General features: G+C 42.7%; 20 protein-coding genes. 10 read left to right on the forward strand and 10 right to left on the reverse strand.

Annotated features, from left to right (window positions below; genetic code table 11):
• Positions 1-44: 44 nt before the first annotated feature.
• On the reverse strand, positions 45-1,625 hold the full coding sequence (locus tag SFU91_14195; GenBank protein MDX2130180.1) for a POTRA domain-containing protein: 1,581 nt from the start codon (positions 1,623-1,625) through the stop codon (positions 45-47).
• Entirely contained in the window at positions 1,573-2,403 is an 831-nt protein-coding gene (locus SFU91_14200; protein MDX2130181.1) for an alpha/beta hydrolase, read from the reverse strand. Before SFU91_14200 ends, SFU91_14195 begins: the two co-directional genes overlap by 53 nt.
• Before the next feature lie 128 nt (positions 2,404-2,531).
• Between SFU91_14200 and SFU91_14205 the strand changes: the two genes are divergently transcribed.
• Both SFU91_14205 and SFU91_14210 read left to right on the forward strand, forming a co-directional pair.
• Positions 2,532-3,074, forward strand: a complete 543-nt coding sequence (locus SFU91_14205) for a TspO/MBR family protein (protein MDX2130182.1) — start codon at positions 2,532-2,534, stop codon at positions 3,072-3,074.
• Between the two features lie 3 nt (positions 3,075-3,077).
• Complete coding sequence (locus SFU91_14210) at positions 3,078-3,449, forward strand: DUF1304 domain-containing protein (GenBank protein MDX2130183.1); 372 nt, start codon at positions 3,078-3,080, stop codon at positions 3,447-3,449.
• A gap of 122 nt (positions 3,450-3,571) precedes the next feature.
• Here SFU91_14210 and SFU91_14215 read toward each other — a convergent pair whose 3' ends face one another.
• From SFU91_14215 to gcvT, 7 genes are all read right to left on the reverse strand, one after another.
• Positions 3,572-4,225: a hypothetical protein gene (locus tag SFU91_14215; protein MDX2130184.1), complete on the reverse strand. Its 654-nt coding sequence runs from the start codon at positions 4,223-4,225 to the stop codon at positions 3,572-3,574.
• A 10-nt stretch (positions 4,226-4,235) separates the two neighbouring features.
• On the reverse strand, positions 4,236-4,841 hold the full coding sequence (locus SFU91_14220; GenBank protein MDX2130185.1) for a hypothetical protein: 606 nt from the start codon (positions 4,839-4,841) through the stop codon (positions 4,236-4,238).
• A gap of 66 nt (positions 4,842-4,907) precedes the next feature.
• Positions 4,908-5,510: a sigma-70 family RNA polymerase sigma factor gene (locus SFU91_14225; protein ID MDX2130186.1), complete on the reverse strand. Its 603-nt coding sequence runs from the start codon at positions 5,508-5,510 to the stop codon at positions 4,908-4,910.
• Positions 5,511-5,735: 225 nt separating this feature from the next.
• The gene (locus SFU91_14230; GenBank protein ID MDX2130187.1) at positions 5,736-7,298 is read right to left on the reverse strand and encodes a hypothetical protein; all 1,563 of its coding nucleotides are present in this window, start codon (positions 7,296-7,298) and stop codon (positions 5,736-5,738) included.
• 18 nt (positions 7,299-7,316) lie between these two features.
• The gene (locus tag SFU91_14235) at positions 7,317-8,474 is read right to left on the reverse strand and encodes a glycosyltransferase (protein ID MDX2130188.1); all 1,158 of its coding nucleotides are present in this window, start codon (positions 8,472-8,474) and stop codon (positions 7,317-7,319) included.
• A 53-nt stretch (positions 8,475-8,527) separates the two neighbouring features.
• On the reverse strand, positions 8,528-9,310 hold the full coding sequence (locus tag SFU91_14240) for a 2-phosphosulfolactate phosphatase (GenBank protein ID MDX2130189.1): 783 nt from the start codon (positions 9,308-9,310) through the stop codon (positions 8,528-8,530).
• A gap of 25 nt (positions 9,311-9,335) precedes the next feature.
• Positions 9,336-10,457: a glycine cleavage system aminomethyltransferase GcvT gene (gcvT, locus tag SFU91_14245; GenBank protein ID MDX2130190.1), complete on the reverse strand. Its 1,122-nt coding sequence runs from the start codon at positions 10,455-10,457 to the stop codon at positions 9,336-9,338.
• Between the two features lie 184 nt (positions 10,458-10,641).
• Here gcvT and SFU91_14250 point away from each other — a divergent pair, with 184 nt between their 5' ends.
• The 8 genes from SFU91_14250 to SFU91_14285 all read left to right on the forward strand — a co-directional run bounded on the left by SFU91_14250 (position 10,642) and on the right by SFU91_14285 (position 16,138).
• Positions 10,642-11,058 carry a hypothetical protein gene (locus SFU91_14250; GenBank protein MDX2130191.1) on the forward strand — a complete coding sequence of 139 codons (417 nt, stop codon included), beginning with the start codon at positions 10,642-10,644 and terminating at the stop codon, positions 11,056-11,058.
• A 109-nt stretch (positions 11,059-11,167) separates the two neighbouring features.
• Positions 11,168-11,764, forward strand: coding sequence for an adenine phosphoribosyltransferase (locus SFU91_14255; GenBank protein ID MDX2130192.1), 597 nt, complete (start codon positions 11,168-11,170; stop codon positions 11,762-11,764).
• Positions 11,765-11,767: 3 nt separating this feature from the next.
• Complete coding sequence (crcB, locus tag SFU91_14260; GenBank protein ID MDX2130193.1) at positions 11,768-12,145, forward strand: fluoride efflux transporter CrcB; 378 nt, start codon at positions 11,768-11,770, stop codon at positions 12,143-12,145.
• Between the two features lie 3 nt (positions 12,146-12,148).
• A complete protein-coding gene (locus SFU91_14265) occupies positions 12,149-13,750 on the forward strand; it encodes a Na+/H+ antiporter (protein ID MDX2130194.1) in 1,602 nt (533 codons plus the stop codon).
• A 143-nt stretch (positions 13,751-13,893) separates the two neighbouring features.
• Complete coding sequence (locus tag SFU91_14270; GenBank protein MDX2130195.1) at positions 13,894-14,232, forward strand: TM2 domain-containing protein; 339 nt, start codon at positions 13,894-13,896, stop codon at positions 14,230-14,232.
• A gap of 19 nt (positions 14,233-14,251) precedes the next feature.
• Complete coding sequence (locus tag SFU91_14275) at positions 14,252-14,665, forward strand: DUF2752 domain-containing protein (GenBank protein MDX2130196.1); 414 nt, start codon at positions 14,252-14,254, stop codon at positions 14,663-14,665.
• A gap of 49 nt (positions 14,666-14,714) precedes the next feature.
• Positions 14,715-15,134 (forward strand): hypothetical protein, encoded by a 420-nt coding sequence (locus tag SFU91_14280; GenBank protein MDX2130197.1) that lies wholly within the window; start codon positions 14,715-14,717, stop codon positions 15,132-15,134.
• Between the two features lie 188 nt (positions 15,135-15,322).
• Positions 15,323-16,138 (forward strand): hypothetical protein, encoded by an 816-nt coding sequence (locus SFU91_14285; GenBank protein MDX2130198.1) that lies wholly within the window; start codon positions 15,323-15,325, stop codon positions 16,136-16,138.
• Positions 16,139-16,150: 12 nt separating this feature from the next.
• Here SFU91_14285 and SFU91_14290 read toward each other — a convergent pair whose 3' ends face one another.
• A complete protein-coding gene (locus SFU91_14290; GenBank protein ID MDX2130199.1) occupies positions 16,151-18,028 on the reverse strand; it encodes a carbamoyltransferase in 1,878 nt (625 codons plus the stop codon).
• Positions 18,029-18,143: the final 115 nt, after the last annotated feature.

Consider the following 18,143-nt stretch of genomic DNA (forward strand, 5'->3'; position numbering starts at 1 on the left):
CTTAAAATCTACATTGATGTGAAACTGCTAAATACGCATAAGTTTCAAAATGAAACGGAGTTCTCAAAAATGATGTCCAATCTGCCAAGATCATTAAAGGCGAAATCCAACCTCACCGTTACACGATATCCCCCCACCAAAACAATCCCGAAACCATACCCATATTTATAGGCTTGCCAATCGAATTTGGTTTGGCGTGATCCGTTAAATCTTGTGGCAGGGTTATACCAAATATTGCCTGCATCAAAAAAGGTTGTAATGAAAAGCGCATATTGAAAAAGTTGAAACTGCTCAAGGGGCATAAAATCGAGCGTGGTTGTTCGAAGTGAAATAAGTGGATATCGCATTTCCACTGAATTGAATTGGATATTATCTCCGGCAAAGATTCGCTGTGTATAACCTCGAACGGCTAATCGATAACCAAAAAATTGACGTTCAAAATTGGGAACGGGTTTATTGGTAGAAAGGCTAGTAAAGTTTCGGAAGCCTAGACTGAGTTCGCCCCAAATTTTTTCATAGATGCGAAAATCGAGATACGCTCGTGTAAGATTAAACGATTCTGTTGATTCGCTGGGGAACCCTTGCTGTTCAAGTCCGAAATAGGCAAAAATTCCTTCGCGCGGACACTGATTGAGATCCGTTTGTGAATAACTATATGCCAAAAATACGCTTGGGTAACGGTCTCTTCCGTTCTTATCGATTGCGGCGGCAGGTTGTGTGGAGAGTATTTCAGGAGGTTGCACATAGGAATTTAAGCTAAAGGTAGCCCCAATGGATTCGAAGGTAGAAAGCCGCTGAGTGATGGAAGCCGAAACACCGAGTGTGTATTGGGTATATCGCGCGACTTCCTCAGTTACGGGGTCGAGGGCAAGATTATTAAGCTCTCGGTATATGGTTGAAATCCCAAATCCAGTTCGGGTTCTTCCAAAAAAGTATGGTGTATAGTAACCAAGGCGAATATACGGGTCAAAGCCGACCCCAAAGCCCAAAGAGAGGGCGTCGCTATAACCGGTTAGATTTTGGTGCGTTACGGTTAATCCCCAATTGATATTCGCGATAGTCGGGTTCCGAATCCATTGCGTCATACTGATTCCGCGGAGTTCCGCACGCGGTTGTGGAAAGATGTACCACCTTTCATAAACGGAGATGAGAACCGCAATAATAGGTTCTCCTGTAGCGTCGGCTTCTGCTTGCAAACGGCGACGAACTGATGTGAGGAGAGTGTCTTCGTCTGTTAGGCTCACTGGTGTGCTATCTTGAGGTAAAAACTCACGGGCAGAAACTTGGACAAGATTAAATAGCTGAAGATTATAAACGCGCTGTTGAGAAAGTTGCATTGCTCGTAAGGTCAGGGTATCTCCGGGCTGAAGAAATAATTCTTGTTCAATCACAAAATCTTGGGTGAGAGAATTTCCAATGATTTGAATCTTTGTAATAGGCTTTCCTATGCAACGAGCGCTTTCAAGTGGGCTAAAACCTCGTCGGAGTGAAGGTTCATCGGCTTCAACGATGTTTGGCAAAATGAACGAAAGGCAAAGCCAAAAGATGACTAGACCAAGCCTCGCTATGCGTTTATTGCTGATGATGATTTTCAAATGGCTGAACCGTGTTAAGCCGATGGGCATTCAAAAAATTGAGGGCGTAGTGGTTGAAGATTTCAGGTTGATCAACATTGCAAACATGTCCTGAATTATGAACAATTTGCAATTTGGAATAACTGTGTCTTCTCACGATCGCCTGAACGGGAGGAAGAAACATATAATCTTCTTCACCCATTAAATAAAGGGTTGGTATAGGTAATTCTTTCTCTTTGAAATATCTCAATAAGGGATTGGCTTCATTGGTGAGCTTAAACCACTTAATAAACTCCTTTTGACATAATTTTTTGGCTTCGTTGATAAACATCAATCGAGATTCTTTATGCCTTTTCCGTGGCATAATAATCCAAGCAAAAAGTGAATAAAGCCACATGTAAGGAATGAAGCGCTTAACCAAGTGCCCTGAAAATATGAGCAATTTCGAACGAACATTCAAGCGAGTAATAGCACCGCCCAAAATCATGCTTTGGACACGATTAGGATCAATTTCGCCGATTGAGCGGATGATGATGGTTCCTAAAGAAATGCCAATAAAGTGAGCTTTGAAAATACCCGCATCGTTGAGTGTTTCGATAATTTCTTTGGCTATCTCATCGAAAGTGTAATTCGCTTTTGCGGAAGTACCAAAAGCTAGATGACTTGAGCGGCCGTGTCCTCGAAGATCAATCAGCATCAAATTAAAATGCTCTTTGAAATCGCGCAGCTGTTTGTACCAAATGCTCGAACTTCCCCCTGCGCCGTGAATAAACACAACCCAGTCTTTTTCGGGAGATAAAACAAAGGTTTTATAATGTAGTGCCGACATGTGTTTTTGACCCATCTATCCTCATTTCTCTGCGCCTTGAATATACAAACAAAATTTCCTTCAAGGTTTTGAAAGTTTTCGTTACGGTTTTTTTGGCAAAGGAACTTCTCAAGAATTGACTACGTTAGATGTTAAAAAAGGAAAGTTCACTTATGATTATGGCAACATTTTTGAAATCCCTCAAATGGTATCACGGTATTATTTTTTATATCGCGATTAACCTTCTATCCGGCGGAAGATTAGCAACTCGAGAATATCTTGATACGGTGGGAAGACCCCCTTTTATGCCACCGGATTGGGCTTTTGCTCCGGTATGGATTACCCTTCAAATCTTCATGATTATTGCCGGATTTAAACTTATCCAAGTCCTAACTGAGGAAACTCGCGGAGAATCTCTTTTAATCAGTTACTCTCTTCTTTGGGCATTTTTTTCAATGTTCAGTTGGTTTTATTTTGGGCTTCACAGTCCTATCCTTGGGTTTCTGACAACATTCGGAATGTTTTTGAATAATGTCTTTAATTTATCCTCCGGCTTTCAATTAAAGAATAAAGCATTTGCTTGGCTTCTTACACCGCTGATGGTTTGGCTCACAATCGCTTCCGCCATCGCGGGATGGCAGATGCTTTACACGCCTGATGAGCTTTTTGGAACCTCAGCTTTTTTGAATTAAATAATGGTTGCGGTTGCATTTATTCTTATCGTTCTTGTTGCCTTGCTTCACGCCTATTTTTTGGTTCTTGAAATGTTTCTTTGGGAGACCGTAGGAAAACGAACATTCAAAGGGTCAATGCCCGATGAAATGTTTGCATCAACGAAAACACTGGCTGCAAATCAGGGATTGTATAACGGGTTTCTCTCACTTGGACTATTTTGGAGTCTCTGGATTTCAGATCCGATTTGGAAGTGGAATGTTGCACTATTTTTTTTAGGGTGCGTAACCTTAGCGGGAATCTATGGGGCGTATTCGGTATCTCGTAAAATATTCTTCGTTCAAGCACTCCCGGCAATCCTCGGAATTCTTGCAATCCTTTTGGCATCTCGTTAAAAGAAGAATCGGCAAGATGAGATTCATTTCAAGTAATTTTCTAAAACTGCTCTGAATGTGTTTCATCTTATCAATTCTTCATTACGCTTAACTTTTTTTTTACCTTTTTACAAGTTAATCAGTTATTCATTTTCGCGTTCGGGAGCCTCAGGTAATCCGCCGTTTTCTTTCATTTGCTCGCGCCTTGCTGCACGAATGACTTTAGTGATATCGCGAAGAAAATCACGCTCGAAGATGACAAGTTCTGCGGCTTGACGGGCAGAAAGCATTTCTCGAAAATTTGAAAGATACTTCGGCAAAATTTCGGTAGAAGCGTTTCGCAATTCGAGCACTTCGCGTGTTTTGGCATCGATTTCTTTTTCAGAACCATTTCCCATTTGCAATTGCTCTAAGTCTTTCATTGCGCCTTGAAGCCGCTTGAAATTATCGGTAAATTCATCTTGATATTTGCTATAGCGTTCCATAAAGCGTTCGCGCTGTTCTGCGGAAAGTTTTAAGCGCTCCGACATTTTCTCTGCTTGAAACTTTCTCACCATCAGTGTGAAGCGATCTTGCTGTTGAGCTCGGTTTTCGAGGCGATCTTGAGCCCCCGGTCGCTCGCGATTTTCGCGTTGTTCAGCGCGAGCTTTTCGCTGTTCTGAAGTAGGTCGCTCTCTTTCTTGAGAAAACCCGTTGGATGCGCCCACAGATAGGCTTATAGAAAGTATCAGCAATGCCAAGAAATGCCTTGAAGCAAGTAGAACATTGTTGCACCGGCTGAAATAAAAGGAAATCATCGATTGATTGTTATAGTGTTTGAATAAGTGTTTGAATGTCTTCTGGTGAAAGGGTTTGATAAGCATCGCCTTCTTCCTCATCTGTCGATTCAGATTCTGCCGCCTCAAAAGCCCGACTCAATTCTTCCATTGAAAATTCGCTGACGGCTAAATCCTTTTCAGCATTGACTTCCGCCTCGCTGGCAGTGAACCCTGCAGCAAATTGCCAAACCGAAAGTGAAGTAAGGTCTTCCTCAGAATGTTTCACTGCAAATAAAATTTGACGCTCAAGTTTCACGGCATTGAGTTTGGCCATTACAGGAGCTTGTTCAGTTTGCAAATCAGATGCTTTTGTGAAAATGAACACCGCAAGAATCACGGAAGCCATAGCTCCTGAAAGCCTTGCATAAGCGAAACTGCCGCTTTCGAGAATAAAAAATTCTTTTACGGTTTTTATCAACCCGCGCCAGCCCAATTCTTGCTCATTGGAAATCCGTTGAATTAGCCGATTCGAAAAGTTTGCGAAGTAGAGTGGCGTAGCATCCTTCTTTCCCTTTCGAAACGATGCATCAGAACCTCGCTTCAATATCGAAGTAACTGAACCTGAACTTTCGTACTGTGATTGATTTCGTGACATGTTTTTCTTCTTTTCCGTCTTTAATACACTTTTTCGATTGTCTAAAAAAGAATTTCGTTTCTTTTTTTAATCTTCTTTAAGATGATCTTTAAGAGACCCCAAAGGTTCTTTCAAATTAAAGCGTTGTTTTAAAAAGGCCTCTACTTTTGATAGGGCGTGAAAGTAGTTCGCTTTCAAACCACCCACACTTGTACCCGTTACTTCTGCAATTTGCTCGTAACTCATTTCATCATAGTATCGCATCACAAAAACGGCGCGCTGCTTTTCTGGTAATGACGCAATTGCATCTTCGACAGCGGCACGCTCTTCATCAAGCATCATCGATTCATCCGGCGAAATATCCGAAGCGGCCGGGTCTTCGACCAAGTCGTCAATTGAACTTGCCCGCCGAACCGTTTGCGAGCGAATCATATTGATGGTTTCGTTGGTTGCAATTCGATACGCCCAAGTAAAAAACTCCGATGTTTCGTTAAAATTATCCAACGCATGATACATTTTGATAAATGCATTTTGCGCGGCGTCATCGGCATCGTCGTGCGAATTGAGCATTCTTCGACATACCCAATAAACCCGTTCTTGATACTTTCGGACAAGTTCATTGAAAGCCTTCTCGCGCTCGTTTCCTTTTGAAGTTTTGAAAACGGCGATAATCTCGCGGTCAGCCTTCATTCGAGAATTTTATCTTATGGCCATTCGGCATTCATTTGCTCCACTGCCCATTCGTTTTGAGTATGACTCAATCAATGGTATTTCGGTTTAATTGAAAATCACATTTTTTCTTCAAAATCACCTCGATTTCGTTAAAACCGGATGATTTTTCAATCGGATGATGTTCAGCACCGATTTTTTGTTTTTAATTAAGATTAAGTTATTAGAAATTTCTGATGCAGTTGCTCAATTTTTTTGACTGCTTTTAATTTTATACACTCTGCTCATTGCGGTTCGTGAAAGCCAATCATTGACATTGAACACCGTCATCCACTCTGGAATCGTTTGCGCAAATAGCATTGTTTGAAGACCGTACTCCTCAAATTCATTTGTTCGGTCGCGCCCTTCACACACCACCCAAATCTCTTCACCTGATAAGGTCAGTTTTGCCAAATTTTCAATAGAATCGACCCTTTCAATTTTAAGCCCTTCAGGTTTGTAGAACGAGGCATTAAGCCCCACATTGCCGTAAAATGTGGCTTGATAGCCATAAATCACCCGTTTTTCTTTCGGCAAATTTTGAAACTCATGATAAATGGCTTGATAAACGGGGGCGGTCTCGTTTGCAGGTCGAAAAGAACTGATAACAAGTAAAATCCCGTTAAGAGTTACAAAGGTGATTTTCAGCCCTTTTGTAAGAAAAGTCGTTTTTAGATTTTCCCATTTCTTATGGAGATTTTCGTTGCTTAGGAGTCCATCAACTCCCAAAGCAGCGATTATCGATAGGAGATGCACAACAGGAAAAAGAAATCTCATTTCTTTATGCCCTACAGCGGAGTGACCAATCACGAATGCAAGAAATGCCCAAACAGCGGGATGACGGAATGATTTCCACAGAGCCAAGGTAACAGCTCCTAAGAGTGCGATACTCAAGGGTGGCGCTGCTGTAGCGATAAACTCCGTCAGATACCACCAAATCGGTTGAACACCGAATTCAGCGGCTTTATGTTCAAGTATGTTGATTCGAAAATAATTCCACGCCACGGGTTCAAAGCCTCCATAAAACCAAACATCAGCCATTACCCCAATTCCGGTTGCAACGAAGAAACCAAATGCCATTAACGCCCATTTCATAAAAGAAAATCTTCCACAAATCAGCATCCAAAGCCCAAAACCAAGAATTCCAAATGCCATTTGATATCGAAAGAGAAACGCAAACCCAAAGAATAAACCGGCTGCAAAAAAGCTTTGGCTCTGCATTGGTTGATTCGATTCTTTTTTGTTCAAAAACGAGGAAATACCAAATGCAAAAAACGCAGCTGAAAAGCTTTCTCCTGAAAATCTTGAATGCAAATAGGGTAAGAACCATAGAATGAAGCTTCCCCATAAAAAGCTTGTGCGCGCTTCTTGATGACTTAGCCCTGAAATGCCGTTCTTAATCACCATTAATCCTGCCAATAAATTAACACCTGCAGCGAGCAAACGAAGAATGAAAGCAAGGGTAAAGGGCGAGTAGAGATTGAAGGAAATCATTGCTTTTCCGATGACGAAGGCAATGAGGGGCTGAAGCGCCGGTCTCATGTTATTTTCAAATTCCCACGCCAAATCGACTTCGGGCGTGAACCCGAGCTTATAGGAAGCGAATTCAAGGACTTGGAAATGCTCGTCTGCCTGATGATACCCGATGTTGAAAAAAGCGGCAAAGAAGTGAAATCCGAGAGAAAGGAAAAACCATTTGCGCCACACCTTTTTTTCTTCAATGCTTAGCCCAAGCGTGAAGAAATCGTGAAGTTGATGAATCATTTTCATGTTGATTTTCCCTAATCTTTATAAGTTTTTGGGGTGAAGCAACTGAGTTAATTTTTCGAGCGATTCGGCGAAATGGCTCCACGAATATTTTACCCGTTCATTTTTGATAGCCTCATGAAAGTTATGACTCGTACGATGTTCAAAGAATTCTTCCACGCCATCGACGATTGCTTTTGGTGACTCCGGCAGCACGACAACGCCTGTTTTTTTGTGAAGAACCACTTCAGAAAGTCCGCCGACGTCAGTCACGAGCGCAGGAAGCCCAAAGTGATAGGCAATTTGAACAATTCCTGATTGCGTTGCAGAGCGGTAGGGTAACACAGCAAGATCTGCAGCTGAGAAAAATTTAGCTACTTCACCGGTAGGGATGTAATCCGTAGCCAACAACAAATTCGGCGCAATGCCAAGTTGGGATATTTTTTCTTTGTAAAAGGCTTCATCGCCGTAGAATTCCCCGGCAATGATGAGTTTTACTTTAGGCCGTTTTGAGATGATTTCCGGCATTGCTTTAAGTAAAATATCCAAACCTTTGTAACGGCGAATGTAGCCGAAGAATAAGAGTACATCTTCATCGTCGTTTAGATTTAGAGAACGCCTCGCATCGGTTTTTGAAATGGGATTTCCAAAGATATGGTAAATCGGATGTGGTGATTTGACATAAGTCGCATTTGGGAGCGCGATTTTTAAGTCTCGTTCCACAAGGTCAGACATTGCGATATAACCATCCGTCAATCGGGTGGCGAGCCAAAGAAGCAGCGAATCGCCGAAGCGCTTTTCATGAGGCTTGAAATTATCTAGGATGAAAATCACCTTGGTATTTCGCCGGAGTTTTGCAATCAATGAAATCACAAAATATGCCGGTGCAAAAAAGGGGATCCAGTATTTAAAGAGTAGAATCTCAGGCGAGCCTTCATAGACTCGGAGTCCAACACTTAGCCACGAAAGTGGGTTAATTGAATCGAGTAAGATTTCTGCTTGTGGGCGTAACTCTTCTTCGGTGGGTGAAGCGAGTTCCTCTTGTGATTTCCCCGGGAAGAAAAGTTTCGGATACTGACGCGAAAAGGTTATGGCTTGAAGGCTATGCCCTCGCTTTTGAAGTTCTTCAAAGAGCAGGGCATTAAAATGTGCGATTCCCCCGCGAAGCGGATAAAATGTACTGATGTAGAAAATTTTCATTTACAGTTTTCCTGCTTTTCGCTGAATAACCCATTCATAATGAGTTTCCCTTTCTAACTCACTCGTTTAAATTTCTTGGTTTCAAGCTTCATCAGCTTTAGTACCCCTTCTTCAAAAATAGGAAGGGCTTGTGAAGAGTCGATTCTTGCAGCATGAGCGATATCTGCGCTAAAGCCAATGCTTGTAAGATATTTGCCGTGTTCAGAATCTTTCAGTGCCGAAAGCTCATTGCCTCTGTACTTTTCATAGAGAACGCGTGAGGCGCCGGCGGTATCGGTGAGCAAAAAATTAATTTGGCGTTTATCAGCAATGAGTTTATCGATTAGCAATCCGGCGCAAATGGTGTCTTCAAGCGCGAAGCGGTCATCCCTTCCGGCACAAACGATGACCAAATGACAATCGGCATATTCTGGTTTAAGGATAAATTCTTTGACGATTGAAATGTTATTAAACCCTGCAATAGCAAGTGCTCGCGCACCTTTCGCCGCAAGCAAGGCCTTCGTTCCGTTTGTGGTTGAAAAAACGAGTGACTTTCCCTTTACGCGTTCTTGAGTGAATTCGCCGGGGGAGTTCCCAAGGTCGAATCCGTCGATCATTTTTCCCAAACGCTCACCGCAAAGAAGCGGATGATCTTTAGAAAAATCATTGCCTAATCCGCCGGTGGCCACTTGTTGTGCATCGGCAACGGTAAGCACGGGTATGATTTCTTTTGCGCCATTTTGAAGTGCTGCTATCATACTGGAGCTGGCACGGAGCACATCAATGACGACGACGACGCGCTCCGAGAGATTTTGCTCTTCAAGCCCAAACGGTGTAAAATATACTTCGATCTTCATCTGTTTTTATCGGGGTATCCGTTCTTCATTTTGTAGTTTCGTTTGCCGCAGTTTTTTTGTAAAACGGTGGTTTATGAATTTCTGCTTCCGCCATTTGACCCCGAACTTTAATCATGATACGGTTTCCTAAGGTTGATTCTTCGGGAGTTACAAATCCGGTCCCAATTGGCACATCGAGCATTGGTGACAGCGTGCCACTTGCAACCGCGCCAATGGTTTCTCCCCTAAGATTGCAAATTTCATAGCCCTGCCGAGCGACCATTCGCGAAAGCATTTTGAACCCAACTAATTTTTTATTGGGCGTTTTTTTCGAAAGCACGGCCGCTTCTTTACCTAAAAATTCTCCTTTATCCGGTTTTGTTACCCACCCCAACCCGGCCTCGTAGGGCGTGGTTTGATGGTCGATTTCATGTCCATAGAGCGCAAAGCCCATTTCAAGACGCAAAGTATCTCGGGCACCCAATCCGATTGGCTTCAATCCAAAATCTTTTCCCTTTTCGAAAAGTACTTGCCAAACCTTTTCGGCATATTGGTTTTCAAAACACAATTCAAACCCAATCTCCCCGGTGTACCCGGTTCGGGCAAGTATCATTGGAACGCCGCAGACTTCGGTTTCTTTGAAATGGTAATAGCCAATGTCTTCAAGCGGCTCATTTGTGAGGAATTGGAGAAGGTCGGCCGAGCGCGGCCCTTGCAAGGCAAGAAGTGAGAGTTCTTCCGATTGATTGATTAACGCCACATCGGAAGGCTTATGCTTCATAAGCCAAGCAAAATCCTTTTCAATGTTGCTTGCATTGACAATAAGCAGATACTTTTCAGATGAAAACGAGTAGATAATTAAATCATCAACAACGCCGCCATCGCGCATGCCGGGCTCATTTTCGTAAAGCATGATGGAATATTGCGCTTTTCCGGAAGAAAGCTGATTGATATCGTTGGTGGTTACTTTTTGCAAAAAGTCTTTTGCGCCTTTACCCGTAACAAGAAATTCTCCCATATGAGAAACATCAAAAACACCGGCGGCCTGACGAACCGCTTTATGCTCAGAAAGAATTCCTTCATACTGAACCGGCATCTCAAATCCGCCAAATGAAATCAACTTTGCGCCGGCGGCCTGATGCAAATGATAAAAGGGTGTTCGTTTCACAAGAAAGAAATGGTTGGAACAGAAAAAGAATGAAATGAAATCGCTTTAGAATGAATTCGCGAGTTTTTTTCCGAAGAATTTCAAGATACAAAATTTTCTCCTGTGATAAACTCCACACGACTTGATTTTGAGAGCACCCTTCAAGACTTGATTCTGTTAGGTTTGTTCATTCAAACTTTTTCAGATGACACACTACGACCAAAACACGATGCCAAACCGATTCGATGCCGCCGAAAGATTCATTCTTTCTGCTCACCGTTACACCTACCGCTCGATGTGGGTTCAAGCGATTGAAGATTATGAATCTGCTTTGCGATTAATGCCTACCAATGCGCTGCTTTATCGCGATACAGCCATTGCATATATCAAAATCAATAATATTAAAGAAGCAGATGCCAAGTTTTCGCGTGGTTTTTTGCTCGCAGTTCGTCAGGCGAAGATTAGCGAAGCCCAATTGATCTTGGATGAATTCACGCGTCATTTTCCGCATTCTTCTTCGATTCAAAAATTTAGAAACGAACTTCAAAGACTCCAATCTCATGCGGTTGAAGCTGAAATTTGGAGATTAAAATGGGGCGAGGGCTTTTCAAAGCCGGAATAGCGAAGTTCAATCTATTGTTCGTTTCGTAATTTGTTCGTTTCTTAATGGTCAAGGCCGTTTTGTATCTTCACCTACTCCTGAATTTCACAAAACCAAAAAGTGACCGTTCATGCCAGTTAAACCAAAAGCAACGATAAAGAAACGTCCGGCTTCTTCATCAAAAAGTGATTTTATGAAGCGATTTGAAAAAACGCTTCGCACCGTGCCGGATTTCCCCAAACCGGGCATTCAATTCAAAGACATCACACCAATTCTCCAAAATCCAATCCTTTTTAAAGAGACCTTAGAGGTACTAGCAAAACCTTATAAGGATAAGCGTATCGATGCTGTTGTTTCCATTGAATCTCGCGGGTTTATCTTTGGTGCAGCGCTTGCCATAAAGCTTGGTGCCGGATTTGTTCCACTTCGAAAGCCCAATAAGCTTCCTTATGAAAAGTATCGTGAAGTTTATGCGCTTGAGTATGGAACTGATGCGTTAGAAATTCATATTGATGCCCTCAAAAAGAAGTCGAGAGTTGTTTTGCATGATGATGTCTTGGCAACCGGGGGAACCGCTGAAGCAGCCGTAAAGCTCATCCAAAGAGCGGGTGGAAAAATTGAAGGGCTTTGCTTTTTGATTGAGCTTGGCTTTTTGGGCGGAAGAGCGCGACTTTCACATTTGGGAATTGACGCCGATTTGATTCGCTCGCTCCACAAGATCCAATAATCAATGAAATCATATTTGCTTGTCGGGTTTGGCTCGTTTCTTGGGGGTATCTTTCGATATGGGTTGAGCAATTTTATTCTTACCCGTTTTCCTTCAGCATTTCCGTTTGGAACCCTTTCTGTTAATCTCCTCGGATGTTTTGCAATTGGATTTATTTTGGGAATTCTTTCAAAAGCTAATAACGGAAGGGAGTGGCAACTTTTTTTAGCGACCGGGGTTTGCGGCGGCTTTACCACTTTCTCTTCATTTTCAAATGAAACTTACGCTTTATTTCAGGATGGACTTTGGACCTCCGCTTTGTTATATGCAGCTATTAGTTTATTGATTGGGGTACTCGCAACAATTGCCGGCTATGCTTTGGCACGAATATTCACATCATAACTTATGGAAAACCTCTCGCTAATACTGATTTTATTGGGAATTGCAACGGTGCTTGCGGTTGCAGCCAATCGCATTTCTCTTCCTTTTCCGATTCTCTTGGTACTGGTTGGTGTAGGCATTGGTTTCATTCCGAATTTGCCGCACATCGAACTTAACCCCGATATTGTATTTCTTATTTTTCTCCCGCCAATTCTTTATTCGGCGGCGTGGTACACCTCTTGGCGCGATTTCAAGCAGAACTTAAGACCCATTTCACTTTTAGCTGTTGGATTAGTTTTAACCACGACCACCGCAGTGGCCACAGCGTTGCATTTTGTTTCTGGAATAGAGTGGAGCATTGGTTTTGTATTGGGCGCAATTGTTTCACCTCCCGACGCCGTAGCCGCAACGGCCATCACACAGCGGCTAAATGTGCCAAAACGCATCATTACAATCCTTGAAGGGGAGAGTTTGGTGAATGATTCTACCGGCCTTATCGCTTACCGCTTTGCTGTGACTGCTGTCGTAACAGGCTTTTTTTCATTTTGGAAGGCAACCGCACAATTTTTTTTGGTTGCGATTGGCGGAATCGCGATAGGACTTGCCGTCGCTTATGCTGTGGCGTATTTACACAAGGTGCTCCGAAATAACCCGACCATCGAAACCAGTTTAACATTATTAACCCCCTTTTCGCTTTATCTCTTAGCTGAAAGTTTGCATGTTTCGGGGGTGCTGGCTGTTGTTGCTGCAGGGCTTCATCTTACTTGGAAAGCACCACTTCTCTTTTCTTCTCGAACTCGTTTACAAGCGGTTGCCGCGTGGGATACTTTAATTTTTTTGCTTAATGGATTCATTTTTATTCTTATTGGGTTACAGCTACCCGATATCATGAAAACCATTTCCGGTCAGTATGCACTCCCTGAACTTTTTTTGTATGCATTTGCGGTTTGCTTCACCGTAATCATTATCCGGATTGCTTGGGTTTTTCCGGGGGCTTACTTGCCTAGATATTTTTCGAAGCGGATTCGTGAGCGTGAAACCACGTTCAATTGGAAATTTGTAACCGTTGTTGCTTGGACAGGTATGCGCGGTATTGTTACACTGGCTGCTGCTCTCGCTTTACCATTAAAAACCGCTTCAGGAAGCATTTTCCCTCATCGCGATTTAATCATCTTCCTTGCATTTTCAGTCATTCTTGCAACGCTTGTCATCCAAGGGTTTTCATTACCTTATTTGATTAAATCACTCAAAATTGACGCTGTTGATGAATCTGAATTGGAAGAAATGCATGCGCGCAGTAGTGCCGCAACTGAAGCCTTGATTCGCATTGAAGAGATGTATGATTCGGGGTTAATCACGCTTGATATGAAACAGCGACTTCGAATTCGATATGACCTTGCTTTGGCACGCCTTACCTCAAGCCCTGTAATCATTGATGGCGCTGCTCATGAAAGTTATGCAGAAACCGAAGAACGATTGATTGAGGAAGAACGAAATTTGATTATTCATTTGAGGAATCAAGGCATTATAGGGGATGAAGCGATGCGCCGAATTGAATATGAACTTGATTTGGAGAGTTCACGCTTGGAGCGAAGTCGGCAATTATGGGATTCAAAATCATATTAAATTTTTCTTAATCCCCTTTAATATTACTTTTTAAGTTTGAAATCACTAGTAAAGTTTGTTTATTTCGGTTGTTATAAATGCTCTTTATTTAATTTTCGCCATTTCCTAATCGGTTTTTAACGATACATTAAACAGCAAAAACTATGGAAGCTCAAAAGGTTGATATGTATTTGATGACCAATTCGAAGTACTTCGAAAGCCATCAATTGCCTGCGATTCGTCAAAGGCTTTTGGATCTCGATGATTCAAAGTGGGTCATGACACAAAGCCTTGAATTGAAAGACCCGACCATCATTCTGGTTGTTTCGATTCTTGCCGGCACACTCGGAATCGACCGGTTTCTTATCGGCGATGTCGGTCTAGGAATCGCGAAATTGCTCACTTGCGGCGGCTTAGGCATTTGGGCAATTGTCGATTTATTTTTGATTATGGGCGCAACCCGCGAGAAAAATATCGAGAACTTTAATCGTACATTGCTCTAAGGGGTAGCGGAGAAAAGAAATGCTGAAATCAACGCGTTCTTTTTACCTTTTTTTCTCCGCTTTTTTACTTTCAGGTTGGATTTGGCTCTTATTTCAATTCTCAACTTTTCCACACTTCCCATCTCATCCCGTTTGTATTTTTAAACATGTAACGGGCATTCCTTGTCCTTCTTGCGGCGTTACGCGTGCGTTGGAGGCATTTTACCAAGGCGATTATCATTCTGCTTTTCTGATTAATCCCCTTTTTTTACCCATCTTTTTCGCCCTTCTTTTTTTCCCTTGTTGGATTGTATTTGATTTTATTTCTAAACGCGTTTCTTTTATGAATGCGTATGACTCCTTTCAAAAGGTTTTCCAAAAACCAATCATTTGGATTCCTTTTTTTGGGTTACTCCTTGTAAACTGGATTTGGAATATTGCCAAAGGCAATTGAAGTTCAACCATTAGTTTTTTCATAAGATTTTAAGTCATATTTGTTGAAGATGTCATCGAAAAAGAAAACTTGGGAAGAAAAATTTCACACGCGAATTGAACCCGAAATCAAGCGGATTGATAAGGCTTTTGCTGATATCCCTGAAAACGGGTTAATGCTCATCGCAACGCCTAAGATCATCGAAGATTATGTTCGTCAAATTCCGAAGGGAACGGTCGTCTCAATCAAGCAAATGCGCCGTGATTTAGCCGCTGAATATGGCGCTGAATTCACATGCCCCGTAACTACCGGAATTTTTTTACGGATTGTTTCTGAGGTCAATTATGAGCGTTATCTCTCAACTCAAGATGCCTCTCAAGTCGCTCCATTTTGGCGAGCGATTGAAGCGAAATCTTCAATTTTGAAAAAATTGACATTCCCTGTTTCGTTTATTTCCGAATGCCAAACACACGAAGCTTCGGTTTCATAACACATGACCTCACCGAATTTTATTGCGAACTATCTTATTTTTCCTTGATAAGTTTTTGAATGATTTCTATGCGCACTTTTTTGATTTTGTTGCTTTTTTTCTCCCTTCTTTTTTCTAGTTGCCAAACAACGATTGTCCCAATTGAGCAACCTTTTTCGACTGAGCTGATAAAGCCTGTTCAGGTTGACTTGAGGGATTCCATAGGTCTTCACGAGCACTATGTTTTAAGGGCGAATTCAAACCGTCGAAATCAGTTGGTCTTGTTTTTGGGAGGAACTTCAAGTGTCCCAAAACACTATTCCTATCTGTGTGAATTTCTTGTCAATAAAGGATTTGATGTGATCAGTCTTTCTTATCTCAATAGTGTATCTACGCTGGCATTCAAGGATTTATCGGATTCACTCGCGTTTACACGCTTTCGGGAGGAAGTTACTTTTGGAACCCCAATTTCTCCGCTTGTTCAAGTTGATTCCCTTAGTTCAATTTATTCCCGTGTATCAAAACTTCTGAACTACCTTATAAAAACACACCCCGAAAGTAATTGGAGTATCTATTTGACTTCCTCCGGCGAAATTGATTGGTCTAAAATTGCCGTTTCAGGACATTCGCAAGGGGCAGGGCATGCCTGTTTTCTTGGAAAAAAATTTCATGTCCAAAGGGTGGTTATGTTTGCAGGCCCTAATGATTACAGTACTTACTTTAAGCGACCGGCCTCTTGGTTAAGAGCCCAAGGGCGAACCCCACTTTTTAAACAGTTCTCCATTATTCACCCACAAGATGAGTATGTCCCGTATGAATGGCAACTTGAAAATCTCAAAGGATTGGGAATCCTTCGTTCAAATGATTCATTGTTTCAGGCCGCGAATGAAAATTTGCAGCTGATTCGTCATCAAGTGATTTCTGTTGGCTTTAATCTCGGTTCGCCTCATGCGGTTCCTGTCGGAAGTCATCCGTCTATGCCGGCAATTTGGTCTTATGTGTTTTTTTCACATCAAAACCCATAAGGGGTGATTTTGTTAATCACTTTTCAGAATCACGCGCCACGAATCCGATTCCTTCCACTCGGGTTGCTCTTTTTTTGAAAAGATGAAATCACCCAAGGCAAGGTAGTCCATCTCCGTTCGCATAAAGCAGCGGTAAGCATCTTCGGCTGTGCATACAATCGGCTCGCCGCGAACATTAAAACTTGTATTGACAATGACACCAAACCCTGTTCGTGCCTTAAATTCTGAAATCAAGCGATGATAGCGCGGGTTGGTTTCGGGGTGAACGGTTTGAATTCGAGCAGAGAAATCGATGTGCGTGATTGCCGGAAGTGCAGAGCGAAGTGTGTAAAGCTTCTCTTTCATTGGCAAGGCGTGGTAATTGCTCGGCAGTGGATGTCGATACTTTGTATTCACATTCTGAACCAAAAGCATATAAGGTGAGCCTTCCTGAAGTGGGTTTTCAAAATACTCGCCTTCATCTTCAATCAATACTGATGGCGCAAACGGGCGAAACGACTCGCGATATTTGATTTTCAAGTTCAATTTTTTTTGCATCTCGGGGTTTCGTGCATCACCCAAAATACTTCTCGCCCCAAGTGCCCGTGGGCCAAATTCCATTCGTCCTTGCACCCACCCAATCACATTGCCTTCATCCAAAAGCCCAGCCACTTCTTTGCACAGCGTTTTTTCATCATGCCGAGTGGCTTGCGCTTTATATTTTATCATCACACGCTCGACGCTCTCGTTTGTGATGCTATTCCCCAAAAACGCGCCTTTCATTGCATCGTTTTGAACTACGGTAATTTTCCGCTCCGACCCGAAATACACATACTCCGCCCCAAGCGCCGCACCGAGCGCCCCGCCGGCGTCTCCTGCGGCTGGCTGAATAAATAACTGCTTAAAAATCCCTTCATTCTGAAGTTTTCCATTTGCCACACAGTTGAGTGCCACACCGCCGGCAAGACATACAGCATCGGCATTCGTAAGGCGCTTGGCTTCGCGAGCCATTGCCATAACAGCATCTTCGGTCACGCGTTGAACCGCAAGTGCTAAGTTGCAATAGGGTTCTGTGAGTTCCGATTCCCCTTCGCGTCGTTTCAACCCAAAAAGCGATTCCCATTTTTTATCGCGCGTCATTCGAAGCCCCGTAGCATAGCCGAAATATGCTTGATTGAGCCAGAGGCTTCCATCCGGAAGTATTTTGATGAGATGCTCTTTTATCTTTTTTTCAAACGCTGCAACCTCCGCCGATTCCGGATTCCCGTACGGCGCAAGCCCCATCATTTTGTATTCTCCCGAATTGACGCGAAAGCCGAGGTAGTATGTAAACGCAGAGTAAAAAAGCCCGAGTGAATGCGGGAAATGCAATTCCTTTAGGGTCGTGATTTTATTTCCTTCACCAAGCGAAATCGAGGCGGTGGCCCATTCCCCAACCCCATCGAGCGTGAGAATCGCGGCGCGTTCAAAACGGGATGGATAAAATGCGCTTGCTGCATGCGAAAGATGATGTTCCGAAAAGAGCAGCGGCGCAAGCGATGCCGGATTCCCCATTTCCTCCCCAAGCGATTTCAATTCTTTTTTTAGCGTGCTTTTCAGGAAGAGTTTTTCTTTAAGCCAAACAGGCATTGAGGCGATGAATGATGTTAGCCCTTGCGGTGCAAAGGCGTAATAGGTTTCAAGCAGGCGTTCGAATTTCAGGAGGGGTTTATCGTAAAAGACGATAGCATCGATAGAGCCAAGGGTTTCCCCATTTTCTTCCAAGCAAAAGCGAATGGCATTTTTCGGAAAGGCGGGGTCGTGTTTTTTTCGCGTAAAGCGTTCTTCTTGCACGGCGGAACAGATTTCCCCATTACGGGTAAAGACCGCGGCGGAATCGTGGTAGTAAGCTGAAATACCAAGAATTTTCATTTCACTTCAATTTGGGGAAATATAGAAATCCTTTCGCTTTTGCGCCTTTATCTTTTCATAGAAGTTTTTTATGATTTTTGAATCAATCTCAAGTTAATGATTCAAAATGCGCGAT

It is taken from the genome of Chloroherpetonaceae bacterium, assembly GCA_033763895.1.
Classification (GTDB): domain Bacteria; phylum Bacteroidota; class Chlorobiia; order Chlorobiales; family Thermochlorobacteraceae; genus JANRJQ01.